The organism is Burkholderia arboris, assembly GCF_038723655.1.
GTDB classification, from domain to species: Bacteria; Pseudomonadota; Gammaproteobacteria; order Burkholderiales; family Burkholderiaceae; genus Burkholderia; species Burkholderia arboris.
Genome location: NZ_CP109821.1, coordinates 190,705 through 214,623, shown reverse-complemented (window position 1 = coordinate 214,623; position 23,919 = coordinate 190,705). Strand labels below are relative to the sequence as shown.

Genomic DNA, 23,919 nt, shown 5'->3' with positions numbered 1-23,919 from the left:
TTTCCTGGACCCCACAAGCAAAACGGCGGAGTGGCCTCTTGCGAGGCACACTCCGCCGTTTCGCGGCGAACCGTCAGACGCTCTTAGTGGAGCTTCTTCGGCAGCATCTGGCTGCGCAGGCGCTTGTGCAGGCGCTTGACGGCTGCTGCCTTCTTGCGCTTGCGGACTGCGGTCGGCTTTTCGTAAGACTGGCGCTCACGCAGTTCAGCGATCAGGCCATTTTTTTCGATAGCACGGCGAAAGCGGCGAATCGCCACTTCGAACGGCTCGTTTTCTTTCAGAAGAATCGTCGTCATGTCGTTCCTAAATTGCTTAAACGGTCAAAAACGTAGCGGCCAAGCGCCACGCACCGGCCATCCGAGCGTCCCCCAACAACAGGCGAAACGAGCGGAAATACGGCCTCGGAGGCCGGAAATGAGAGGCGGAAAGCACCGCGAGTACGCTTCACAAGCCGCGTGCAGCGCCGCGTTTGACTGCCAGCAGACATGCCGAAAACGGCAGAGGCTTGACAGAAATCTCAATTCAGCCCGCCATCATAGCAGGGAATCACAGACAAAACCACCCCTTTGTCGGTCGCGTGTGCACAGCGTTACGACTGCGTGCCCGGGCCGGTCTCTGCCCCCGTTAATGCCGGCATCGCGTCGCGCCCGTTTGAAATGACAAATATGGATAAAAAATCGGGCCGAATCTCAACGCGCCCCTCAAGTTTTGTTTTGGTGCGCCGAAATCCTGCTCTGAGGCGGCCAGCAATGAACGAGTGCTTCCGCCGACGCCAAAACGGCTTTCCAGGGCTTTCGGCTTAAACAGGAGAATTTCCATGCTCGGAATTAACAGCAACATCAACTCGCTGGTTGCACAGCAGAACCTCAGCGGCTCGCAAAACGCCCTGTCGCAGGCCATCACGCGCCTGTCGTCGGGCAAGCGCATCAACAGCGCAGCAGACGACGCAGCAGGCCTCGCGATCTCGACCCGGATGCAGACGCAGATCAACGGTCTGAACCAGGGCGTGTCGAACGCGAACGACGGCGTGTCGATGATCCAAACGGCATCGAGCGCACTGTCGTCGCTGACGAACAGCCTGCAACGTATCCGCCAGCTGGCCGTCCAGGCGTCGACGGGCACGATGTCCACGACCGACCAGGCCGCACTGCAACAGGAAGTTGCGCAGCAGATCCAGGAAGTGAACCGTATCTCGTCGCAAACGACGTACAACGGCACGAACATCCTGAACGGCAACGCAGGCATCGTGTCGTTCCAGGTCGGCGCAAACGTCGGCCAGACGATCTCGCTGGACCTGAGCCAAAGCATGTCGGCAGCCCAGATCGGCGGCGGCGTCGTTCAGACGGGCCAGACGGTCGGCACGATCACGGGCCTGAGCCTCAACGCAAGCGGCGCATACACGTCGTCGGGCGCAACGATCACGGCCATCAACGTGACGTCGGACGGCAAGGGCGGCTTCACGTTCACCGACCAGAACGGTTCGACGCTGTCGAGCACCGCAGCATCGGCAGTCTTCACGACGTCGGCAGGTACCGCGTCCAACGGCCAGGCCGTCACGCAGATCTCGATCAGCGCGGGCGCGACCAGCTCCAGCATGTCGGCAGCATCGCTCACCGCGATCTCGAACGCCGTTGCGCAGATCAACGCCGTCAACAAGCCGTCCACCGTGTCGACCCTCGACATCAGCACGGTCAGCGGTGCGAACGTCGCGATGGTGTCGATCGACAACGCGCTGCAGACGGTGAACAACCTGCAGGCAGCACTCGGCGCGGCGCAAAACCGTTTCACGGCAATCGCCACGGCGCAGCAAGCGGAATCGACCGACCTGTCGTCGGCACAGTCGCAGATCACCGACGCGAACTTCGCGCAGGAAACCGCGAACATGTCGAAGAACCAGGTGCTGCAGCAAGCAGGCATCTCGGTGCTCGCACAGGCGAACTCGCTGCCGCAGCAGGTCCTGAAGCTCCTGCAGTAATCGCGTAGCAACCCACGGCCGGGCTCCGCGTAACGCGCGGCCCGGCCGCAGGCACTTGGCGCGCGGGGCCTTGCCCCGCAGCCAGGTCTTCATCCAGAATCTCACGGATCATCCGCCGCACGGAGCAACACGATGTCGACGATCAATTCCGCCGTCAATTCCGCCACCGCCTCGGCCAACAGCCAGCTGCAGCAGGCTGCCCAATCGATCATCAGCGGTTCGACCGGCAACTCGTCGATGGACGTCAACTCGCTCGTGACGGCACTCGTCAATGCGAAGACCGCCGGTCAGGCTGCCGCGCTCAGCGCGCAGCAAAGCAGCGACAACACCCAGATTTCCGCGTTCGGCGCCCTTTCGGCCGCGCTGAGCGCACTGCAGGCCAGCATCACGACGCTGTCGAACGGCTCGCTGCAGAACACCTTCACCGCGACCGCGAGCGGCACCGGCCTCACCGCGACCGCGGGCGCCGGCGCGGTGGCCGGCAGCTATTCGGTCGGCGTCACGCAGATCGCGACGTCGCAGTCGCTGTCGTCGGCCGCGTTCGGTTCGTCGACGGCGCTCGGCACCGGCACGATGACGCTGTCGCTCGGCAGCAAGTCGTTCACGGTCGACGTGAACGGTACCAACAACACGCTGTCCGGCATCGCCGCCGCGATCAACAACACGGCCGGCAACCCGGGCATCGTCGCGTCGGTCGTCAACGGCAGCGACGGCGCGCACCTCGTGCTCAGCTCGACGCCGACCGGCGCGGCGAACACGATCAGCGTCGCGCTCAGCAACGTCGCCGGCGACAACGGCCTGTCCAGCCTCGGCGTCACGTCGACGCCCAGCACGACGGGCGGGCAGTCGACGTTCACGTCCGCGAACGGCAGCGCCGCATGGAAGCAAAGCACCGCCGCGCAGGACGCCGCGTTCACGATCAACGGCATCGCCGGCACGAGCGCGAGCAACACCGTGACGAGCGCGATCACCGGCGTCACGCTGAACCTGACCAGCGCCGCCGTCAGCGGAACGCAGCCGCAAACGTTGACGGTCGCCACCGACACGAAAACCCAGGCCGCCGCGATCAACAACTTCGCGACGCTCTACAACACGCTCGTCACGACGATGGGCTCGCTGTCGAGCTTCACGTCCGGCGCGTCGTCGCAAGGCCCGCTGCTCGGCGACTCCACGCTGAACACGATCAAGAACGCGCTCGCGTCGATCGTCGCAAGCGGCGTGAACGGCAACGGCTCGACGGTCAACCTCGCGTCGATCGGCGTCACGCTGCAGGCCGACGGCACGCTGCAGGTCGACAACACGGCGCTCAACGGCGCGCTGCAGAACAACCCGACGGGCGTCGCATCGCTGTTCAACTCGACGAACGGGATCGGCGAGCAGCTGACGACGAACATCACGAACTACACGAAGACGAACGGGCTGATCGCCGCGCGCACGACGGCGCTCAGCAACGACCTGAAGAACGTCTCGCAGCAGCAGTCGAACCTGTCGAACTATGTCGCACAGCTGACCACCCAGTACCAGGCGCAGTTCACCGCGCTCAACACGCTGATGGCGACGATGAACAGCAACTCGCAGTACCTGACGCAGTTGTTCGGCGGCGCGAACAGCGCCGGCGCAATGTCGAACAACAAGAGCTGACCGCTAGCCGGACAGGAGAGTCCAGATGGAACAGACCGAACTGATTGCGCAGCTCGACGCGCTCACCGACGCGATCGAGCACGCAGCCTCGATGGCCGACTGGACCGAGGCGGTGCGCCTCGTCGATGCGCGCTGGACCCTCGTCGCGTCGCTCGCGGCCGACCAGCCGCCGGCCGGCATCGCCGCGATCCGCCGCATGCAGACCAGCAACGACCGCATTTTCGCCGACGCGCAACGCGCGCAGCAGGACCTGACCGACGAATACCAGGCGGCCATGAGCCGCGTGCAGGCCGTCGGCCAGTACCAGAGCATCGCGAACCGCTGATCCGTCCCTGGCGCCGCCGCAAGCGCGCGCCCACCCGACAACAAGAACTACACGCTGATGTGAGGGCGTGCTCGTTCGCCTCCGCCCGCCTCGTGCGGGCGTTTTTTTGCGCGCGGCCGGTCGCGTCGCGACCGCCCGTTCAATCGCCCAAACTGACCGGGCTTTTACCGTCATCTCGCGGCATCGGCGCAGCGGCACGCTACCCATAATGGTATCGACCGACTTTCCGCAGATTTCATCATGCCCTCGTTCGAACTGTCCGCCCCCGCCACGCTCACGCCCGAACAGCAGCTTGCGCAGGACATTGCGCTCGTCATGGACAACGCGCTCGAGCGCCAGCGCAGCGGCGCATTCGACGACGCGCAGGCCCTGTACGAGGCCATTCTCGACGCGGTACCGGCACATGCCGACGCGCACTACAACCTCGCGGTGCTGATGGTGGATACGGGCCGTCCGGCCGGCGCGGTGCCGCATTTCGAAGCCGCCATCGGCGCGAACCCGGCCAACGGCTATTACTGGGTCAGCTACATCCACGCGCTGCATCGCAGCGGACAGACGGCCGCCGCGTGGATCGCCGTCGAGATCGCGCAGCAGCGCGGCATCCGCGGCCCCGCGCTCGAAGGGCTGATCGGGCAGATGGCATCGCCCGACATCGTGCTTGCGACCGCGGCGGTGCCCGTCGCCACGAGCAGCATCGGAACGGCGATCGTCCTGGAAGCCGCTTCTGCCGCCGTCGTGCGGAACGACGCCGGCAAGCCGGTTCGACGCCCGAACCAGGCCCTGCTGCAAAAGCACGCCGCCCTGTTCAACAAGAACAAGCATGCGGAAGCCACCGCGCTCGCGAAGCAACTGGTCGCCGACTACCCGGAAGACGGCGCCTGCTGGCGTACGCTGGCCGCGTCGCATCACCGGGAAGGCCGCTTCGCGGAGATGATCGAAGCCGGCTTTCGCACGGTCGAATTGCTGCCGGACGAAGTGCTCGTGCGCATCCTGCTCGCCGATACGTTGCGGGCCGTCAACCGGCTCGCGGAAGCCGACGTCCAATGCCGCCGGCTGCTCGAGCTCCAGCCCGATCACACCGAGGGACTGCGGATCCACGGCCTCGTGCTGTTCGCGATGCGCCGCATCGAAGAAGGGCTCGCGACCTGCCGGCGCGCGGTCGAACTCGCGCCGGGCGCGGCCGCCCCGATGAGCACGCTCGGCTTCGTGCTGCTCGAACAGGGCGCCACGGAGGAAGCGGTGGGCTGGTTGAAGCGCGCGATCGAAATCGACCCGACCGACAGCGTGACGCACAGCAGCATGCTGTTCTGCATCGCGCACAGCAGCGACTTCGATCCGCAGGCGCTCGTCGCCGAACATCGCAAGTTCGGCCAGCGCTACGACAACCACAAGCGCAAGCGCGCGGCCGTGTTCTCGAACTCGCGCGACCCGGCGCGCAAGCTGCAGATCGGCTTCGTATCGGGCGACCTGTTCAGCCACGCAGTCGCCTCCTACGCGGTGCCCGTGATCGAGCAGCTCGCGACCGATCCCGGCATCGCGATGCACTTCTATCACAATCACTTCGAAGAAGATCACACGTCGGAACGCTTCAAGTCCCACGCGACGACCTGGCGCAACGTCGCCGGCATGAGCGACCAGGCCTTCCTCGAGCGTGTGCGCAACGACCGGATCGACATCGTGATCGACCTGTCGGGCCATACGGGCCGCAACCGCCTCGTCGCGCTGGCGCAGCGGGCGGCGCCGGTGCAGGCATCCTGGATCGGCTATCCGGCCACGACCGGCCTCGCCGAGATGGACTACTACCTGACGGATCGCTTCGTCGCGCCGCACGGCGCATTCGACGACCAGTTCGTCGAGCAGATCGTGCGGCTGCCCGCGATCGCGCCGTTCATGCCGCCGCCCAATTGCCCGCCCGTCAACGTGCTGCCGGCGCTGCACAACGGCTACACGACCTACGCCAGCTTCAACCGCCTGAACAAGCTGAGCCCGCACGTGATCGAGGTCTGGGCGCGCGTGCTGCATGCCGACCCGACCGCGCGCATGGCGCTCGGCGCGATCAGCAACGACCGCGATCAGGCCGCGCTGACCGAATGGTTCGCCGCCGCGGGCATCGGTGTCGATCGCCTGACGTTCCACCGGCGCTCGAACATTCCGGTCTACATGCAGCAGCATCACGGTGTCGACCTCTGCCTCGACACGTTCCCGTATACCGGTTCGACGACCACGCTGAACGGGCTGTGGATGGGCGTGCCGACCGTGACGATCCCCGGCGCGACGATGGCCGGGCGCGGCAGCGCGGGCTGGCTGCAGCACGTCGGGCTCGATGCGTACATCGCGACGGACGAGGACGATTTCGTTGCGAAGGCGCTGGCGCTCGGGCACGACACCGCCGCGCTGCAGGCACTGCGCACGGGCCTGCGCGCGCGCTGCGCGCAATCGGCCGCGTTCCGGCCAGACGTGGTCGCGGCCGGGCTGTCGTCGGCGCTGCGCACGATGTGGGCCCGCTGGTGCGCGAACGAACCGGTCACCGCATTCGACACGCCGCTGTTCGACGACACGGCCACCGCACAGGCCGCGGCCGAGGCCTGAACGCCACGCCAGATCGAGAGAAACCACCATGACCGCCAGCCTGCCCGCGTCGTCCGTCGCGCAACTCCCGCACGAACGCATCTACGTCACGCAACCGCATCTGCCGCCGCTCGAGGAATTCGTGCCGTACCTCGAGAAAATCTGGGAAAGCCGCACGCTGACCAACGGCGGCCCGTTCCACCAGCAGTTCGAGCGCGCGCTGTGCGAGTACCTCGGCGTGCCGCACCTGTCGCTGTTCGCGAACGGCACGCTGGCGCTCGTCACCGCGCTGCAGGCGCTGCGCATCACCGGCGAGGTCATCACGACGCCGTACTCGTTCGTCGCGACCGCGCATTCGCTGCTGTGGAACGGCATCAAGCCGGTCTTCGTCGACGTCGCGCCCGGCACGCTCAATCTCGACCCGGCACGCATCGAGGCGGCGATCACGCCGCAAACCACGGCGATCATGCCCGTGCACTGCTACGGCAATCCGTGCGACGTCGACGCGATCCAGAAGATCGCCGACAACTACAACCTGCGCGTGATCTACGACGCCGCACATGCGTTCGGCGTGCGCAACGCCACCGGCAGCGTGCTGACCCACGGCGACCTGTCGGTGCTGAGCTTTCACGCGACGAAGGTGTTCAACACGTTCGAGGGCGGCGCGATCATCTGCCCCGACGCGAAGACCAAGCAGCGGATCGATCACCTGAAGAACTTCGGTTTCGTCGACGAAGTCACGGTCGTCGCGCCCGGCATCAACGGCAAGATGAGCGAAATCAACGCCGCGTTCGGGATGCTGCAGTTGCAGCACATCGACGGCGCACTCGCGCGCCGCCGCGAAATCGACACGCTGTACCGCACGCTGCTGGCCGACGTGCGCGGCATCCGCTGCGTGCCGCTCGGCGGCCAGACCGTCGCGAACCATGCGTATTTCGCGATCCTCGTCGACGAAGACTATCCGCTCGACCGCGACGCGCTGTACCAGAAGCTGCGCGACTACGACGTGTACGCGCGCCGCTACTTCCATCCGCTGATTTCGGATTTCCCGATGTACCGCGGGCTGCCGTCCGCGAGCCGCGACAACCTGCCCGTCGCGACCGAGGCGGCGCGCAAGGTGCTGTGCCTGCCGATCTATCCGGCGCTCACCGACGACATGGTGCGCCGCATCGTCGGGCTGATCGCCGCCTGACGCGCGGCGCCTACAGGTAGCGCTCGCCGGCCGCGCGCGCGCGGATCCGGCGCGCGGGGTTGCCGTACGCGACCGTGTACGGCTCGACGTCGTGCAGCACGACCGCGCCCGCACCGACGACGCTGTGCTCGCCGACCACGATCCGGTGCCGCAGCATCGCGCCGAGGCCAATCGCCGCGCCGTGGCCGATCCGGCAGTTGCCGCCCGTGACGACGCCCGGCGCGAGGCTCGAGAAGTCCGCCATCACGCCGTCGTGGTCGAGCGATGCCTGCGTGTTCACGATGCATCCTTCGCCGATCGTGCAGCACGGGTTGATCACCGCGCCGGCCATCACGACCGAGCCCGCGCCGATCGTCGATGCGTTGCCGACGCGCGCGCCCGGATGCACCGCCGATACGCACGGCAGGCCCGGCACGAGCGTCGCGAGGGCGGCCGTCACGTTCTCGCGCGCGTGGTTGTCGCCGATGGCGACCAGCAGCCCGGCGATGCCATGCGCATCGACCAGATCCGGCAAATCGCGCTCGGCGCCCAGCACCGCGTAGCCGAGCGTTTCCTCGCCGCGGGGCCGGAACGAATCGATCAGCCCGGCGATCCGGTACCGGCCGGCCTGTTCGACGATGTCGATCACGACCTTGGCGTGACCGGACGAGCCGACGATGACGATGTTTTCCACGAGGGCCTCGATTGATCTGAAAAGCAGGGGCGGCATCGCCGCGTTCCCCGCAGTATGCCGTGTCGCCGCACCCGCGCGGCGTGCGCCGTCAGGTCAGACGGTACGCGCCGTATCGTCCGCCGTCACGCAACCGGCGGCAAACTGCGCGGCAAACGCCACCCGCACGCGCTCGGCCAGCCGGATCCAGCTGTCGTCGCGCCCGCGCCGGAACAGCCGCACCGTGCCCGGATACCAGGGTGAATCCTCGCGGCCGTGCATCCAGCGCCAGTCCACGTCCTGATTCGGCAACAGTACCCAGCAAGGCTTGCCGAGCGATGCGGCCAGATGTGCGGTCGACGTGTCGACGCACACCACGAGATCGAGTTGCGCGACGATCGCGGCCGTATCGGCGAAATCGTCCAGCTCCGAACCCAGGTGCAGCAACGGCAGCCCGCCCGGCGGCTGGCGCGCCTCGTCCTCGCCCTGCCCCTTCTGCAGGCTCACGAAATTCACGCCCGGCACGCTCCAGAGCGGCGTCAGCAACGCGAGCGACGGCAGCGAGCGGTGCGCATCGTTGTGATGCTTCGGATTGCCTTTCCATACGAGGCCGACGCGCGGGCCGGCCGGCAGCGCATCGAGGCGCGTGCCCCAGTGCGCAACGCGCGCCGGGTCGGGGGCGAACCGCGCCGGCGGCGGGATCGTGTCGAGCGTCGTGCCCGCGTGCATCGGCGCGCTCAACAGGCTCGTCCAGTAATCGAACTGCGCGGCCTGCGCCGTGGCTGTCTCGTGGTCGAGCACCGCGTCGACGCCGTCGACCGTCTCCATCAGCCGATGCAGCGCAGGCTGGCACGCAAAGACCACGCGCGCGGGCTGTCGCGCCCGAAACGCCGTGAAATAGCGGCTGAACTGCAGCATGTCGCCAAGGCCGTCCTCCTGCCAGACGAGCAGCGTCTTGCCGGCCAGCGGCTCGCCTTGCCACTGCGCGCACCGCAGCACCTCGCGGGTCCGGCGGTGCACGAAGGTCGACTGCTCGTAGCGGGATTCGTAGCGCCGCCAGCCTTCCTCGAACCGGCCGAGCCCGAGCAGCAGCGTCGCCAGCCCGAACCGCGCGTCGTCGTAGTCGGCACGCAGGTCGAGCGCGCGGCGGTATGCGCGTTCGGCGTCCTCGAGGCGGCCCGCATGCGCGAAGGTCGTGCCGAGGTTGTAGTGCACCTCGGCCATGTCCGGCGCGAGCGCGAGCGCATCGGTAAACGCGGCCGCCGCTTCGTCGTGGCGGCCCTGTGCGCGCAGCACGCAGCCCAGGTTGTTGCGCGGCTGCGGCAGGCCGGGACGACAGCGGATCGCTTCGCGATAGGCGGCTTCCGCTTCGGGCAGGCGATCGAGATTCTGCAGCGCGACGCCGAGGTTGTAGTGTGCCTCCGGATGGTCCGGACACAGCGCGAGCGCCTGCCGGCTGGCCGCTTCCGCTTCCGGCAACCGCTGCAGGTCGACGAGGACCGCGCCGAGATTCGCGTGTGCAAGCGTGTGGTCGGCGCGAACGGCGATCGCGAGCCGGTACGCGAGTTCCGCCTCGGCCGGCCGGCCGAGAACACGCAACACGTTGCCGAGATCGTTCAGCACGTCGGCGGACTGCGGCTCGATCAGCAGCGCCTGCCCGTACGCCTGTTCCGCCTCGTCGAGCCGGCCGAGCGCTTCGAGCACCTTGCCGGACCGGTGATGATGCGACGCCCGCAGCGGCGCGACGGCCGCCAATTGCCGGCGGACGATCGCGTCAGCTTCGGGCAGCCGCCCCTGCGACATGAGCAGCGCGCCAAGGCCCTCGTACGGCGGATCGAACGCCGGCATCGCGTCGATCGCGCGCCGCCACCACGCTTCCGCGTCGGCCAGCCGGTTCAGGCCGAGCGCGCACACGGCCGCGACATGCAGCGCCGCAACGGCCGGCGCCGGCCGGTCGAGCAGCGGCGCGACGTGCGACAACGCGGCGTCAAACTGTCCGTTCTGGCACAGGGTCGCGGCGTGTTGAGCGCGCGCGGTTTCGTCTGAGGCAGGTGTCATGTCATGCGGCGATGCGCGGCGCGCACCGCAAACGGACGGTCAGACGGCCGCCGGATTGACGGCCGGGCGGCCGGACTTGCCCGTGGCACGGTCCTTGGCCTCCTGGAGTGCGGCGAGCGTGTCGAGCGCATGCCCTTCGTCGGCCGCGAGATCGACGAGAAACGCGTCGTTGTGCTGCTTGATCCAGTCGAGCGGCATGTCCCACCACGCGAGCTGCAACAGCCGTTCGCGCACTTTTTCCGTGAAGCGGAAGCGGATCAGGCGCGCCGGCGACCCTGCATAGATTCCATAGGCTTCGGTACGGAAGTTCGGCGGAATGACGGACCGCGCGCCGACCACGCAGCCGTTCTCGATCTGGCTGCCGCCGAGGAACAACGCTTCGTCGCCGATCCAGACGTCGTTGTGGATCACGGTATCCGCATACTGCGGCATCGACACATTGGTGAGGCCGTTCCCGTAGAGGCTGAACAGGGTCGTGGAAATGGTCCGGGTCTCGTGCTGGCCGTTCAGCAGGAACCGCAGGCGCATGCCGCCAGCCACGTTGTTGCCGACCACGAGCTTCTGATACCCCTGGTCGTACTTCACGATCGAGCCCACGCCGAGGCTCGAGCACCGGCCGATATGAAACGTACCGACCTGCGCCTCCTCATCGAGCCAGTTACGGAAAAAATTGTTCGGAATCGCCGAAAAGGCGCCGTCCCGGTAGCCCAGCACGATGAATTGCTTCGCCCACGGATGGTCGGACAGCACGCCAGTACAGTCGTCGGAGGTCGTAACGTTCATATGCGGTCGCAGGTTTGCCGGCGCAGCGGCTCGATGCCGAGACCGCCCGGGACAGGATTGGGAGACGACGCAGCGCATCGGCCGCGATCGTGGACGATGCAGTATAGAAAGCGCGCGGGAACGATCGACAACGGATAAGAGCGGCGTTCTGACTTCTGTTCCGCCGATCGGCCCGGCACGGTCGCGCATCGGCGGGCGGCATGCGCCACGCCCCCGTGCCGCCGGCCTTCCGCATCGACGGCGCCGCGTCCCGTTCGCTCGGCGTCAGTTGCTCGAGCACCCTCCGCAACTGCTCGAACTGCACGAGCTGGAACTGCACGAACTCGACGAACTGCAGCTCGACGACGAGCAACTGCTGTCGGACCCGTCGAACGAACCGCCGCCCGCTTTCGCCGCGGCGAGCGACGACATCCGCGATGCGGCCAGCACCGTGCCCGAATACGCCGACCACGCGGTGCCGGCCAGCGCGCCCGCGCCGAACAGCGCGGCGGTCCAGAGCAACGGGTCCGGATCGTCGCGCTCGGCACGACGTGCCCCGTGGGTTCCCTCCGCGTCGCGTGCCGGCTGCGGATCGCGCCCGGCCCGCGGATCGTGCGCGATCCGGCGCGCGAGCAGCGCGGCGCGCCCGGCCGCCGTTGCGCCGCCCCGCCCGAAGCCGGTCAGCCGCCGCGCAACGATCCGGTACGCGATCGCGAACACGGCCATGCAGATGACGAGCAGCAGCACGGGCCGCCCGCGGCTCAGGCCGACCGCCAGCTTTGCCGCACCGGTGCCGAGCACGAGCAGCACGATCGCGCGCGCGGCCAGGCGCGACACGCGCAACTCGCCGGGCGCCCAGAGCCAGCCCTGCGCACGCATCCCGTCGGCGACCTCCTGCGCGTACCTGGCAAGCCGCTCGCGAAACACGCCGTAGCGGACGGTGCCGGACGGTTGCTCCTTGAGCCACGCGCAGTGGTCGTCGTGCCGGCCCGCCCGGTCCGGATCCGCGATCTTCACGTAGCCGCCCTGCCGCGGAACGGTCCACAGATCGACCGCGCCCGCATGCGCGAGCGACATCGTCACGACCTGCGCGACCCGTGCTTCACCGCCGGTGAGATAGGCGACTTCATCGGCGCTCAGGTCGGACGCGCCCTTGCGCGTACGCCGGCCCCAGCGGCGGACGCGAAATTCGACGGCCTGGAGCACGACGATCAGCAGCAATGCGACGACGCAGGCCGGCACGTAGAACGCGAGAAACTGCGGGCCCGTGTAGTTCAGCACGTCGAGGTCCTGCGCCGACGCGCAGGTCGCGGCGACGCTCGCGGCAGCCGCCGGCCACACGCATTTCGGCAGCAGGTTGCGCCACGCGCGGCGCGGCGCCGCGACCGCCGCGGTATCCGCGTCGGCCTGCCGTGCTCCGGCCTCGGCCGGCCGGTCGGCGGGGCGCGGCCAGATCGATGCCGGCGGCTCGCTGCCGAACAGCCGGCGATAACTGTCGAGCGTGTCGCGATAGCGCTGCGCGTACACGCTGCCCTCGTCCGGCGCGCCCGTGCCGGGCATGTGATGCAGCCGCGCACGCAGCACGCCGGCGCAGAAGACATCCCAGTATTCGAGCGTGTATTGCAGGTGGAAATGCCACGCGGCATCGACCGCGACCGACGGCGTGACCGGATGCCCGGCCGCCTGCGCGAGAAACGCGAAGCGCTTGTATTCGTCGATCACGGCGAGCACGTGGTCGTGCGCCCAGCCTTCGGCTTCGGCGAGGCGCCGGCTGTACGGCAGCGGCGCGTCGGGATCGTCGGGGGAATACGCGTGCAGACGCGCGAGCAGCGCCTGCTGCGCATCGGTCAGCGCGCAGGCATCGACTGCGGTCGAGGGTGTCGGAATGGCAGCCATCGGGAGTCGGCGCGATGCGCGGACGGCCGCCGCGATCGACGCTTGGAGTGGTCGTTACGGGGATTCTCGCACAGCGGCAAGTACGCCGGCATGCCCGCGCCGAACCCTCACGTGGCGGCAACGGCCCGGCTGGGATCGAACCAGCAACCCCTGCCTTCGGAGTTTTACCTACGCCTGCCCGCCCCTTGCCCGGCAAGGCCCCGCAGGCCACGCGCACGGCAAAACCAAGGCTGCGCAAGATCGATCAAGGCCGCCCCGGCTCACCCAGGCTGCAATTCCGCTGCACGGCACGCATGGCACCCGCCCGCGAGCATCACGCGCCAGTCCGTCAAGCGTAAAGCGCGATGCGCGTCGCGCCACGCGCCGCGCTGCGTGTCCGGGCGAACCACGCACGCGCCTCGTTGAACCCCGCCTCGCGAAGCTCGACCATGAGAACCCTCTTCACCGCCTCACGGCTCGAGACCTCGCCATGGCAAGCAGCACGACTTCGACACGCCTTCGCGGCGCGCCGGCCGGCATCGCCGCCGGCAACCAGCCCCTCCCGCACCGGAGGGTCCAGCCATGATCGCGCGCGCATTGCAGGGCGACACGGTCGACGCGCTGTGCTGGCGTCACTACGGCCGGACCGACGGCACCGTCGAGACCGTGCTCGAGGCCAACACCGCGCTCGCCAGCCTCGGCGTCGTGCTGCCCGCCGGCACGCCCGTCTACCTTCCGCCGTTCGACACCGTGACGAGCGCACGGCCGTTGCTGCAACTGTTTGACTGACCCTGGAATCGCCGTCATGGCCGAACCGAACCTCACCACCGCCGCCATGCTGTCCGCCGCGATCGGCGTCGCCGGGCTCGCGCCCGGCATCGACGGCAACGCGTTGATCGGCGCGTTCACGGGCGCCGCGCTCGTGGTCGTCACCTCGCAGGAGATCGGCGTCGCACGGCGTGCCGCCTACCTGCTGATCTCGCTCGTGATGGGCTATCTCGCCGCGCCCGAAATCGTCGGCGCCACGCCGATCCGCTCGACCGGCGTCGCCGCGTTCTTCGCGGCCGCGCTCGTGATCACCGTCACGCTGCAGCTGATCGAGCGGATCAAGACGCTGGACCTGCTCGCGCTGTTCCGCAAAGGGGGATGACATGCATCTCCCGTTCGCGCTGATCGCCCTCTGCGCACACGTCGCGGTGCTCGTGCGGGTGCTCACCTATCGACGCAACGGCGCGCGGCACCGGCGCCACGCATCGTGGTTCGCGTGGCTGCTCGTCGCCGCCGCCGGCGGCGCGTCGATCGAGTTGCTGCTGCACACCGGCTCCGTCGGCTTCTTCGACGCGGCCACCTCGGTATTCCTGGCGATGTTCGTCTGCGGCACGCGCGGCAACGTCGCGCGCCTCCTGAGGAGTGAATGAATCATGAAAACCCGCCGACTCGGCGACCACGGCGACGACGTGGGCCTGCTGCAACGCCGGCTGCTCCGCGCCGGCTATGCGGTGCCGGTCACGCACCTCTATGACACGGCGACCGAAGCCGCCGTCATCATGCTGCAACGCAAGACCGGCCTCGTCGACGACGGCATCGCCGGCCCGAAGACCTATGCCGCGCTGGCGACCGGCGTGCGCGATCCGAAACACCTGGCACTGGCCGACCTCGAACGCGCCGCGCGCACGCTCGACGTGCCGCTCGCGTGCATTCGCGCGGTCAACGAGGTCGAGTCGCGCGGCGCCGGCTTCCTGACCGACGGCCGGCCCGTCATCCTGTTCGAACGTCATGTGTTCTGGAAGCGGCTGCAGGCGCGCGGCATCGACCCTGCGCCGTTCGCGGCCCGGCAGCCGGACATCGTGTCGCGCACACGCGGCGGCTATCGCGGCGGTGCCGCGGAATACACGCGCCTCGCCGCGGCCGAGTCGATCGATGCCGGCGCCGCGTGGGAATCCGCGAGCTGGGGATCGTTCCAGGTGATGGGTTATCACTGGGCACGCCTCGGCTATGCGGGCATCGACGAATTCGTCGCCTGCATGGAAAGCGGCGAAGCGCAGCACCTCGACGCATTCGTCCGCTACATCGCGGCCGACGACGCGCTGCGCCGCGCACTCGGCGCACGCCAGTGGGCCGCATTCGCACGCGCGTACAACGGGCCCGACTACGCGGCGAACCTCTACGACGTCAAGCTCGCGCGCGCCTTCGACCGCTATGCGTCGCAACCGGCTACGCCGACGCAGGCCGCACCCGGGCCGGCCGGCGCCGCGCGCCTTGCATGAACGGACTCGCCGCGAAATTCGCCGCCGGCGGCGTCGCGCTGGCCGCGTGCGCCGTCGCGGCGCTGTACCTGCATGCGTTGCGCGCGGACCTGGCGACCGCGCAACGGCGACGCGTCGATGCGCAACAGGCGCTCGCCGCGCGCGACGGCGTCATTGCGCGCCTGCAGCAGGATGCCGCCGCCCGCGCGCAGCAGCAGGCGCGGCTCGACCGCTCACACACCGCGATCGCGTCAAAGCTCGACGCCATTCGACTTGAAAACCGGAGATTGACCGATGAAAACGCCGCGCTTCGCGCCTGGGCTGACACTCCTTTGCCTGATGTCGTTGTCCGCCTGCAAGCCAATCCCGCTCTCACCGGCGCCGACGATTATGTCGAACACGTGCCAGACGGTGACACCGTGCACGCTGCCGATGCTCGCGCCCCGCACCAACGGTGAGCTCGACGGCGCGCTCACGCTCGCCAAGGCGGCCTGGGCGGCGTGCGCGGCAACCGTCGACATGATCGCGGCGTGCCAGGCCGGCACGTCCATTCCCGACCACGGAGCGCATCCGCATGATTAAGCCCGACAGCCTGCGGCGGGCCCTCGTCGCCGCCATCCCGTCGCTCGCCGCCGAACCGGGCGCGCTGACCGTGCTCGTCGAGCAAGGGTCGATCGCGACGACCGGCACGCTGACGCCGTCGTTCGAATACCGGTATACGGCGCACGTCCTCGCGACGAACTTCTCCGGCGACACCGATCCCGTATTCGTCGCACTGGTCGAGTGGGTGCGCGCGAACCAGCCGGATCTCGTGACGAACCCGGCCGCGCGGGCAAGCGGCATCACCTTCGAGGTCGGCATCCGCGACCCGGCGGCGCTCGACCTGTCGATCCGGCTGGCGCTGACGGAAAGCGTCGCCGTGACGACCGGGCCGGACGGCCGACACGTGATCGCGCACGTCGACGACACACGGGTCGATCCGGCCAATACCCTCACCTGGGTCGCGCTGCCGCAGATCCGATGAGCCCGGCGGGCGCCGGCCCGCCTTCCTGCCGCAAATCGCGCACGCGTCGCCTTTCGCCGCCGCGGCCACCGCGCGTCGCAGCCGGCCGCTTCGCCCGAGGCGACGGAGCGGCACGCCGCGATCAAGACGCCGATCGTCCGGTCGCGCTTCCCCTGCGAATCAGCCCGCGTCGACGGCGCGCCTGTCGCCGACGGCGACGTCCACGACACCGTCGCCATGCGGCGCGCGTCCCGACCATCCGTCGGCGCTGCGCGTCCACGCAATCCGCCGGACCACCGCGCCACGTCCTTCCGTTCCCGCTTCGATCGGCTCACGCATTCCCGCCTCTCGGCAGTCTCGCCGGCACGCACGACTCCATCCTCACGCAAACCGGTGCTGCGATTGTCGACGCTCGTCTTCGTGCCGGCATCCGGTGCGTGCTGTCTTCGTCGCGACGACACAGGCGATCGCTCGCGCCGCGAGCGCCCGGTCGGCACCATGAATGCATGGACGCTAATGAAATTCAACGGCAGGCACGCAACGCGGTGCGCAAGGGAACGATCCTCACGGTCGACCATGCGGCAGCGTTGTGCCGCGTCTCGGTCGGCGACGCCGAATCCGACGGCAGCGGACTGCAGACCAACTGGATTCCGTGGGTCGCCGGCACCGCCGGCGGAACCCGCGACTGGCTGCCGCCGACGCCCGGCGAACAGGTCGTGCTGCTCTGCCCGATGGGCGACCCGGCACAAGGTGTCGCGCTGCGCGGCGTCTATTCGAACGCCGCACCGGCGCCGGCCTCGAGCCCGGATACCCATGCGCGCGTCTACCCCGACGGCGCAAGCATCACGTACGACCACGCCGCGCATGCGCTCACCGCCGAGCTGCCCGCCGGCGCGACCCTGCGCATCGTCGCGCCGGGATCGGTCGTCGTACAGACCCGGGACGCAACCGTGCAGGCCGAGCGCATCACGCTCGACGCACGGCAGACGACCTGCACCGGTGCGATGACGGTCAAGGGCCCGTTCGCGTTCGAATCGGGCATGACCGGCACGGGCGGCGCCGGCGGCGGCGCCACGATGCAGATCGACGGCGCGGCCACCTTTACCCGCGAAGTGAAATCCCAGGGCATCAGCCTCCCGCATCACACGCATCGCGAACAAGGCGATGGACAACTCGTGAGCGCACCGCAATGAAAGGCATGAACGCGAACACCGGCCGCTCGATCTCGGGCCTGGACCATTTCTACCAGTCGATCGGCAAAATCGTGACGACGCCGCTCGCGTCGTGCGTGAAGCGCCGCACATTCGGCTCCGAGCTGCCCGACCTGATCGACGCACCAGGCAACGGCACCGTGCGCACGCGGCTGTATGCAGCCGTCGCCACGGCGCTCATGCGCTGGGAGCCGCGCCTGACACTGACCCGCGTCGTCCTCGCCGCGGACGACGCGAACGCGGCTGCCGGCTCGCTCTATCTCGACATCGAAGGCTGGACCAACGAAAGCGGCACCGCCGTGTCGACCCGCGTGCCGGTCGCGAACGGGAGCGCGGCATGAGCGTGACGCCGATCGACCTCTCCCAGCTGCCGTCGCCCGACGTCGTCGACACGATCGACTACGAGACGTTGCTCGCCGCACGCAAGGCCCGGCTCGTGTCGCTCTACCCGGCTGCCGAACAGGCCGAAATCGCCGCGACGCTCGCGCTCGAGTCGGAGCCGCTCGTCAAGCTCCTGCAGGAAAGCGCGTATCGCGAGATCGTGCTGCGGCAGCGCGTGAACGACGCCGCGCGTGCGGTGATGCTCGCGTATGCGATCGGCACGGACCTCGACCACCTCGCGGCGCTGTTCGGCATCCGGCGCCTGACGATCTCGCCCGCCGATCCGGAACACGATCTCGCAGCGGTGATGGAAAGCGACACCGACCTGCGCGCCCGCACGCAGCTCGCACCGCAGAGCTTCTCCGTTGCCGGCCCCGAAGGCGCGTATGTCTCGCACGCGCGCAATGCGGACGGCCGTGTGCTCGACGCCTCGGCGATCAGCCCGGCCCCGTGCGAAGTCCTCGTCACGGTGCTGGCGCGCGATGGCGACGGCACGGCGGCTCCGGCGTTGATCGACGCCGTGGCGTCGGCGCTGCAGGCCGACGACGTGCGGCCGCTGACCGACAAGGTCACGGTGCGCGGCGCCGAAATCCTGCGCTACCAGGTCCGCGCGCGGCTGGTGTTCTTCGCCGGTCCGGACCGCACGGTGGCGCTCGCGCAAGCCAACCGCGCGATGAAGCAATACACCGAATCGATGCACCGCCTCGGGATGGAAGTCACGCTCGACGGGATCTACGCGGCCGCCCGCGCGGCCGGCGTGCAGAAGGTGATCCTCGAAAGCCCGCTCGCCGGCCTGCCCGCGAGCAAGCAGCAGGCGCCCTACTGCACCGGGATCGAACTGATCGATGGCGGGGTGTACAGCAATGATTGACATCCTGCCGCCGAACGCGACGCGGCTCGAGCGCCGGCTCGCCGCGACGAACGCCCGGATCGACGACGTGCCGACGCCGCTCGCGACGCTAACGAGTCCGGACGCGATCCGGTCCGACCTGCTGCCGTGGCTCGCCTGGCACCTCGGCGTCGATGCGTGGAAGGACTACTGGCCCGAGTACGTGAAGCGTGCCCGCGTCGGCCAGGCGATTCCGATCGCCCGCCGCAAGGGCACCGCGGCTTCGGTGCGCGAAGTCGTCGCGACCTTCGGCGGAAACATCGTCCTGCGCGAATGGTTCGAGCAGCGCCCGCCGGGCCCGCCCGGCACGTTCGACCTCGTGATGACGGTCAGCGCACAGGAAGGCGAGCCGCCGACCGCCGCGTACGTTGCCGACATCCTCGCGGAAATCGACCGGACCAAGCCGGTCCGGGCGCACTACACGTTCACGCAGGGCTTCGAGATGCGGTGCCGACAACCGGTCGGCGCTGCCGCGCGCGTGGCGGCCTATCGCCGCCTGAACCTCACCGACTACTGATCGCACATGGCAACCCAGATCATCATCACCGACGCCGGCCGTGCCGCGCTCGTCGCCGCCGGCAACGGCGGCACGAATGCCCACCAGGTCGTGGAAATCGGCCTGGCGAACGCGCCGTTCGTCGCCGACAAGGGGCTCACGAAGCTGCCGAACGAGCTCAAGCGGATCAAGTCCTTCGGCGGCGCCAACGTCGCGCCGGACACGATCCACACGACGCTGAAGGACGACTCCGCGGACCAGTACTCGCTCTACGGGTTCGGCCTCTACCTCGAGAACGGCGTGCTGCTGGCCGCGTATGGCCAGGCGACGCCGATCATGGAGAAGTCGCCGGCCGCGTTGCTGCTGCTGTCGTCCGACATGCAGTTCACGGCGATCGACGCAACGAAACTCGTGTTCGGCGACGCATCGTTCCTCAATCCGCCTGCGACCACCGAGCGGCAAGGCGTGGTCGAGCTGGCGACGCAGGCGGAAGTGAACGCGGGCGGCGACGACACGCGCGCAGTCACGCCGAAGACGGCCGCGACACGATACGCGGCGTTGAGCGGCGCGACATTCACCGGCCCGGTCATCACCGATTTCGATGCGGGTCCGGAAACCGCGCATGTGTTGGTTCGCCCTCCGTCGGGCAAGAACGGCCGCGAAAGCCGTGTGCGCCTGCATGGCACGTTCGGCGGCAACCACGCCGATACCGGGACGCGCCTGATCGCCACGATCCGCTCCGGCTTCGACAACGGCGCCTGGGGCCGCGAGTACGTGGACCTGTGGCTCAACCGTACCGGCAACGATAACCAGGTCGACGCGAACCAGGCGCGCGCCCTGCGCATCGCCTACGGCGGCCGCGTGCTGGTGGGCGACGTCAGGAACGACGACGGGAATTCGCGCCTGCGGGTCGGCGGCGATATTGCGGCCGAAGGCACGAGCTATGCGAAGGCGGCGTCGATCGACGGCGGTGCCGGCAACTTCTCCACGCTGTTCTTTACCGACGGCGGCAAGATCCGCTGGTCGCTGTTCAAGCGCGATGGCGTCGCAACGGGCGGCAACGGCGGCAACAACTTCGGACTGAACGCGTTTGCGGACGACGGCGCCACGCAGTTCTCCGCGTTCCGCGTCGACCGCGGCACCCAGACGTTTTCGGTCGCGAAGCGTCTGACCGTCGGCGATGTCGGCGACGACGGCAAGAACGCGCTCCAGGTCGGCGGAAACGCAGCCTTCAAGGGCGGGTTGACCACACGCGAAATGGACGTGAACGGCGCCCATTTCCGTGCGATCTCCAACGACTACGGCGCCTTCCTGCGCAACGACGGCACGAACGTGTATCTGCTGTCGACGAACAAGGGCAATCCGGAAGGTCAGTGGAACGATTTCCGCCCGTTCGCGTGGTCGCTCGCCGACGGGATCGTCCGCATCAGCGACAGCGGGGCCTTGACGAACATCGGCGGCGATCTCGCCATTGGCAGGAATACGAACGAAGGGCACATCCGGCTGGGGCCGGTCGACGGTCACTTCTACGCCAACGCCCATTCGGTCGGCTGGTGGGGTCAAGCAGACTCGTTCCAGTACATCCTGGACGATCACACCTTCCGCATCAACGGCAATCCGGTATGGCACTCGGGCAACCTGACGCCGCTCGATCGCACGAAGGGCGGCACGATGTCGGGCGATCTCTGGTTCGATCCGGGCAAACGGATCTACCTGTCCGAAGGCAGTGCGCAGGCACCGTCGCTCACCTTCATCAACGACGGCGCGCCGGACACCGGCCTGTACCACATCAACGACGGTTCGTTCGGCGTCACGTGCAACGGCATTCCGCAGGTTTCGTTCACGCCGGGCGGAACGACCTTCCAGACGCCCGTGAAGGGCCCGACACCCGCGGCAGGCGACCGCTCGACCTCGCTCGCCACGACCGAATGGGTGCTGGCCGCCCTCTCGAAGGCGACGGTCGGCCAGATCGTATTCGAGCCGCGCACGCTGCCGCGCGCCGGCTTCCTGAAAGCCAACGGCACCCTCGTCAATCGTGCGGACTATCCGGCCCTGTGGGCGTATGCGGAGGCCAGCGGCACGCTCGTCTCGGACGACGAATGGCGCAACGAGCGCTGGGGCTGCTTCTCCACCGGCGACGGCTCGACGACGTTCCGCCTTCCGGAACTGCGCGGCGAATTCATCCGCTGCTGGGCCGACGGCCGCGACGACATCGACCCGCAACGCGCCATCGGTACGTATCAGGCCCCCCAGAACCGATCGCATGCGCACGGCGCGAGCGCGGCCGCGGTCGGCGACCACGCGCACTCCGCATGGACCGATGCACAGGGCTGGCACGGCCACCACGGCTGGACGGCCGGCGTGGGCGATCACCAGCACGTGTCGCCGTGGGGCGAAAGCGTCTCCGTCTACCGCCCGCCATGGGGAACCTGGGGCGCGGCCAACAACACGGGCTCCGGCAGCAGCGACGGCGACAACGTGTGGGGGATGACGAGTCCGGCTGGCGGTCACAGCCACGAATTCAACACGGAAGGCGCCGGCAATCACGGCCACAACGTCGGCATCGGCGGCGCCGGCAATCACAGCCACGCCATCACCGTCAACGCGGACGGCGGGAACGAAGCACGGCCGCGCAATATCGCGCTGCTCGCGATGATCCGCGCTTACTAACTCTCGGACTTCAACCTATGTTGATTCACCACTACAACTCACAGACCGGCGAATACCTGAGCAGCAGCCAGCCCGACGCCGATCCGCGCAACGCCGAACGCTGGCTCGTTCCGTCATGGGCCACGTTCGACGAGCCGCCGGCGCGCACGCCGACGACCTGGCCGTTCTACCGCGACGGCGCGTGGGCGCTGCGGCCTGACTTCCGCGGCCGGATCTGCTATCGCACCGACACCGGTGAAGCCGTCGAAATCGCGACCGCCGGCAAGACGCCCGACGAGCTCGGCCTGACGACCGAAGCGCAGCCGTCGCCTCGCCATGCGTGGATCAACGGCGCGTGGGTCATCCCCGCTGCGCTGCTCGAGCGCGAGAAACGCGACGCCGCGATGGCCGAGTTCGAGCGCCGGCTGGACGCCGCGCGCAAGGCCAACGCCGGCAAGGCCGATGCCTACGCGGCAGGCCTGCTCGACGACGAAGGCATCTACTACTTCAAAGCCTGGTCGGCCTACCAGATGGCGCTCGTTTCGGTCATCCAGGCCGACACGTTCCCCGATGCGGTGACGTGGCCGGCAACGCCCTCGCCGTACGTACCGCCTCCGCAGCCCGAGCCGAAACCGGAGCCGACGCCGAAGCCGAAGCCCGAGCCCGAGCCCGAGCCGAAACCGGAGCCGACGCCGACGCCGGAGCCGAAGCCCCAGCCGGACGAGCCAAGCGCACCTGCAGCTCCGGTCGCGGACCCCGCGGCCTGATCCGCACGGGATTCCTCCCGTTCTCTTTCATCTGCACACACAGGAGCCACACACCATGCCGCAGGATTATCACCACGGCGTACGCGTCATCGAAATCAACGAGGGCTCGCGCCCGATCCGCACCGTGTCGACGGCTGTCGTCGGCATCGTCTGCACGGCGTCCGACGCCGACGCCACCGCATTCCCGCTCGACACGCCGGTTCTTCTGACCAACGTCGTTGCCGCACTCGGCAAGGCCGGCACCAAAGGCACGCTGCGCCGCACCCTCGACGCGATCGGCCGGCAGACCAAGCCCGTCACGATCGTCGTGCGCGTCGCCGAAGGCAAGGACGCCGCGGAAACGACGACCAACGTGATCGGCGCCGTCACCGCCGACGGCAAGTACACCGGGATGAAGGCGCTGCTCGGCGCGCAGGCGCGCTTCGGCGTGAAGCCGCGCATCCTCGCGACGCCGGGCCTCGACACGCAACCCGTCGCCGCCGCACTGGCGTCGATCGCGCAATCGCTGCGCGCGTTCGCGTATGTCTCGGCCAACGGCGCCAAGACGAAGGAGGAAGCCGTCGCCTATCGCAAGCAGTTCAGCCAGCGCGAGCTGATGGTGGTCTGGCCGGACTTCCTCGCGTGGGACGACGCGACCAACAAGACCGTCGTCGTGCCGGCCACCGCGTATGCGGCCGGCCTGCGCGCGAAGATCGACAACGACACGGGCTGGCACAAGACGCTGTCGAACGTCGGCGTGAACGGCGTCACCGGCATCAGCGCCGACGTGTCCTGGGACCTGCAGGATCCGGCGACGGACGCGGGCTTCCTGAACGAGCAGGACGTGACGACGCTCGTGAACCGCAACGGTTTCCGCTTCTGGGGTTCGCGCACGTGCTCGGACGATCCGCTGTTCGCGTTCGAGAACTACACGCGCACCGCGCAGGTCATCGCCGATTCGATCGCCGAAGCGCAGATGGCCATCATCGACGGCCCGCTCAACCCGTCGCTGCCGCGCGACATCATCGAAACGATCAACGCCAAGTTCCGCGAATGGATCTCGCAGGGCTACCTGATCGGCGGCTCGGCCTGGTACGACCCGGAGCCGAACACGACGGACGTGCTGAAGTCCGGCAAGGCGTATCTCGACTACGAATACACGCCGGTTCCGCCGCTCGAAAACCTGATGCTGCGCCAGCGCATCACCGACCGTTATCTCGCCGATTTCGCCGCGCGCGTGAGCGCGTAACGAC

26 protein-coding genes are annotated in these 23,919 nt (G+C 68.4%); 19 read left to right on the top strand and 7 right to left on the bottom strand.

From position 1 onward, the window contains the following. Positions 1 to 83 precede the first annotated feature (83 nt). The gene (gene rpsU, locus OHZ10_RS00985; RefSeq protein WP_006401410.1) at positions 84 to 296 is read right to left on the bottom strand and encodes a 30S ribosomal protein S21; all 213 of its coding nucleotides are present in this window, start codon (positions 294 to 296) and stop codon (positions 84 to 86) included. A 328-nt stretch (positions 297 to 624) separates the two neighbouring features. Further along, on the bottom strand, positions 625 to 819 hold the full coding sequence (locus OHZ10_RS00980; protein WP_155627096.1) for a hypothetical protein: 195 nt from the start codon (positions 817 to 819) through the stop codon (positions 625 to 627). Here OHZ10_RS00980 and OHZ10_RS00975 point away from each other — a divergent pair. The 5 genes from OHZ10_RS00975 to vioA all read left to right on the top strand — a co-directional run bounded on the left by OHZ10_RS00975 (position 818) and on the right by vioA (position 7,701). Then, positions 818 to 1,975 (top strand): flagellin, encoded by a 1,158-nt coding sequence (locus OHZ10_RS00975; RefSeq protein WP_059232711.1) that lies wholly within the window; start codon positions 818 to 820, stop codon positions 1,973 to 1,975. The genes OHZ10_RS00980 and OHZ10_RS00975 overlap by 2 nt on opposite strands. 132 nt (positions 1,976 to 2,107) lie before the next feature. After that, positions 2,108 to 3,616, top strand: coding sequence for a flagellar filament capping protein FliD (gene fliD, locus OHZ10_RS00970; RefSeq protein ID WP_059232712.1), 1,509 nt, complete (start codon positions 2,108 to 2,110; stop codon positions 3,614 to 3,616). Positions 3,617 to 3,641: 25 nt separating this feature from the next. Beyond that, complete coding sequence (locus tag OHZ10_RS00965; protein WP_059232713.1) at positions 3,642 to 3,941, top strand: flagellar protein FliT; 300 nt, start codon at positions 3,642 to 3,644, stop codon at positions 3,939 to 3,941. A 240-nt stretch (positions 3,942 to 4,181) separates the two neighbouring features. After that, positions 4,182 to 6,530: a tetratricopeptide repeat protein gene (locus OHZ10_RS00960; RefSeq protein ID WP_342703382.1), complete on the top strand. Its 2,349-nt coding sequence runs from the start codon at positions 4,182 to 4,184 to the stop codon at positions 6,528 to 6,530. Positions 6,531 to 6,558: 28 nt separating this feature from the next. After that, entirely contained in the window at positions 6,559 to 7,701 is a 1,143-nt protein-coding gene (gene vioA / locus OHZ10_RS00955; RefSeq protein WP_059232715.1) for a dTDP-4-amino-4,6-dideoxy-D-glucose aminotransferase VioA, read from the top strand. 10 nt (positions 7,702 to 7,711) lie between these two features. On the opposite strand, the gene OHZ10_RS00950 is transcribed toward vioA, so the two are convergent. The 4 genes from OHZ10_RS00950 to OHZ10_RS00935 all read right to left on the bottom strand — a co-directional run bounded on the left by OHZ10_RS00950 (position 7,712) and on the right by OHZ10_RS00935 (position 13,066). Next, a complete protein-coding gene (locus tag OHZ10_RS00950; protein ID WP_059232716.1) occupies positions 7,712 to 8,374 on the bottom strand; it encodes an acetyltransferase in 663 nt (220 codons plus the stop codon). A gap of 93 nt (positions 8,375 to 8,467) precedes the next feature. Further along, positions 8,468 to 10,408 carry a tetratricopeptide repeat-containing glycosyltransferase family protein gene (locus OHZ10_RS00945; RefSeq protein ID WP_342703381.1) on the bottom strand — a complete coding sequence of 647 codons (1,941 nt, stop codon included), beginning with the start codon at positions 10,406 to 10,408 and terminating at the stop codon, positions 8,468 to 8,470. 39 nt (positions 10,409 to 10,447) lie between these two features. Next, positions 10,448 to 11,191: an acetyltransferase gene (locus OHZ10_RS00940; RefSeq protein ID WP_059232718.1), complete on the bottom strand. Its 744-nt coding sequence runs from the start codon at positions 11,189 to 11,191 to the stop codon at positions 10,448 to 10,450. A gap of 264 nt (positions 11,192 to 11,455) precedes the next feature. Continuing rightward, positions 11,456 to 13,066 (bottom strand): TIGR04222 domain-containing membrane protein, encoded by a 1,611-nt coding sequence (locus OHZ10_RS00935; RefSeq protein WP_342703380.1) that lies wholly within the window; start codon positions 13,064 to 13,066, stop codon positions 11,456 to 11,458. 561 nt (positions 13,067 to 13,627) lie between these two features. Here OHZ10_RS00935 and OHZ10_RS00930 point away from each other — a divergent pair. Genes OHZ10_RS00930 through OHZ10_RS00900 form a run of 7 tightly spaced genes read left to right on the top strand, consistent with a single transcriptional unit; the run spans position 13,628 to position 16,315 of the window. Continuing rightward, positions 13,628 to 13,834, top strand: a complete 207-nt coding sequence (locus OHZ10_RS00930) for a tail protein X (RefSeq protein WP_059232720.1) — start codon at positions 13,628 to 13,630, stop codon at positions 13,832 to 13,834. Positions 13,835 to 13,850: 16 nt separating this feature from the next. Next, positions 13,851 to 14,195: a putative holin gene (locus OHZ10_RS00925; RefSeq protein WP_059232721.1), complete on the top strand. Its 345-nt coding sequence runs from the start codon at positions 13,851 to 13,853 to the stop codon at positions 14,193 to 14,195. Between the two features lies 1 nt (position 14,196). Further along, complete coding sequence (locus OHZ10_RS00920; RefSeq protein WP_059232722.1) at positions 14,197 to 14,463, top strand: phage holin family protein; 267 nt, start codon at positions 14,197 to 14,199, stop codon at positions 14,461 to 14,463. A gap of 3 nt (positions 14,464 to 14,466) precedes the next feature. Then, the gene (locus OHZ10_RS00915) at positions 14,467 to 15,312 is read left to right on the top strand and encodes an N-acetylmuramidase family protein (protein WP_342703379.1); all 846 of its coding nucleotides are present in this window, start codon (positions 14,467 to 14,469) and stop codon (positions 15,310 to 15,312) included. Next, entirely contained in the window at positions 15,309 to 15,749 is a 441-nt protein-coding gene (lysB, locus tag OHZ10_RS00910; protein ID WP_340623708.1) for an Rz-like lysis system protein LysB, read from the top strand. Before OHZ10_RS00915 ends, lysB begins: the two co-directional genes overlap by 4 nt. Beyond that, positions 15,631 to 15,873, top strand: coding sequence for an Rz1-like lysis system protein LysC (gene lysC / locus OHZ10_RS00905; protein ID WP_226196743.1), 243 nt, complete (start codon positions 15,631 to 15,633; stop codon positions 15,871 to 15,873). The genes lysB and lysC overlap by 119 nt, the downstream gene beginning before the upstream one ends. Beyond that, entirely contained in the window at positions 15,866 to 16,315 is a 450-nt protein-coding gene (locus OHZ10_RS00900) for a phage tail protein (protein ID WP_059232726.1), read from the top strand. Before lysC ends, OHZ10_RS00900 begins: the two co-directional genes overlap by 8 nt. A gap of 159 nt (positions 16,316 to 16,474) precedes the next feature. Here OHZ10_RS00900 and OHZ10_RS00895 read toward each other — a convergent pair whose 3' ends face one another. Then, entirely contained in the window at positions 16,475 to 16,633 is a 159-nt protein-coding gene (locus OHZ10_RS00895; protein ID WP_155627097.1) for a hypothetical protein, read from the bottom strand. A gap of 167 nt (positions 16,634 to 16,800) precedes the next feature. Between OHZ10_RS00895 and OHZ10_RS00890 the strand changes: the two genes are divergently transcribed. The 7 genes from OHZ10_RS00890 to OHZ10_RS00860 are packed head-to-tail and all read left to right on the top strand — an operon-like array spanning position 16,801 to position 23,915. Beyond that, the gene (locus OHZ10_RS00890) at positions 16,801 to 17,487 is read left to right on the top strand and encodes a phage baseplate assembly protein V (RefSeq protein WP_342703377.1); all 687 of its coding nucleotides are present in this window, start codon (positions 16,801 to 16,803) and stop codon (positions 17,485 to 17,487) included. Continuing rightward, a complete protein-coding gene (locus OHZ10_RS00885) occupies positions 17,484 to 17,846 on the top strand; it encodes a GPW/gp25 family protein (RefSeq protein WP_059232728.1) in 363 nt (120 codons plus the stop codon). The genes OHZ10_RS00890 and OHZ10_RS00885 overlap by 4 nt, the downstream gene beginning before the upstream one ends. Beyond that, positions 17,843 to 18,757 (top strand): baseplate J/gp47 family protein, encoded by a 915-nt coding sequence (locus OHZ10_RS00880; protein WP_342703376.1) that lies wholly within the window; start codon positions 17,843 to 17,845, stop codon positions 18,755 to 18,757. The genes OHZ10_RS00885 and OHZ10_RS00880 overlap by 4 nt, the downstream gene beginning before the upstream one ends. Next, positions 18,750 to 19,292, top strand: a complete 543-nt coding sequence (locus OHZ10_RS00875; RefSeq protein WP_059232730.1) for a phage tail protein I — start codon at positions 18,750 to 18,752, stop codon at positions 19,290 to 19,292. Before OHZ10_RS00880 ends, OHZ10_RS00875 begins: the two co-directional genes overlap by 8 nt. A gap of 6 nt (positions 19,293 to 19,298) precedes the next feature. Then, positions 19,299 to 21,941 carry a phage tail protein gene (locus tag OHZ10_RS00870; protein ID WP_342703375.1) on the top strand — a complete coding sequence of 881 codons (2,643 nt, stop codon included), beginning with the start codon at positions 19,299 to 19,301 and terminating at the stop codon, positions 21,939 to 21,941. Positions 21,942 to 21,958: 17 nt separating this feature from the next. Continuing rightward, positions 21,959 to 22,687, top strand: a complete 729-nt coding sequence (locus OHZ10_RS00865) for a tail fiber assembly protein (protein WP_342703374.1) — start codon at positions 21,959 to 21,961, stop codon at positions 22,685 to 22,687. 55 nt (positions 22,688 to 22,742) lie between these two features. Then, complete coding sequence (locus OHZ10_RS00860; RefSeq protein WP_059232733.1) at positions 22,743 to 23,915, top strand: phage tail sheath protein; 1,173 nt, start codon at positions 22,743 to 22,745, stop codon at positions 23,913 to 23,915. The last annotated feature ends 4 nt before the right edge of the window (positions 23,916 to 23,919 follow it).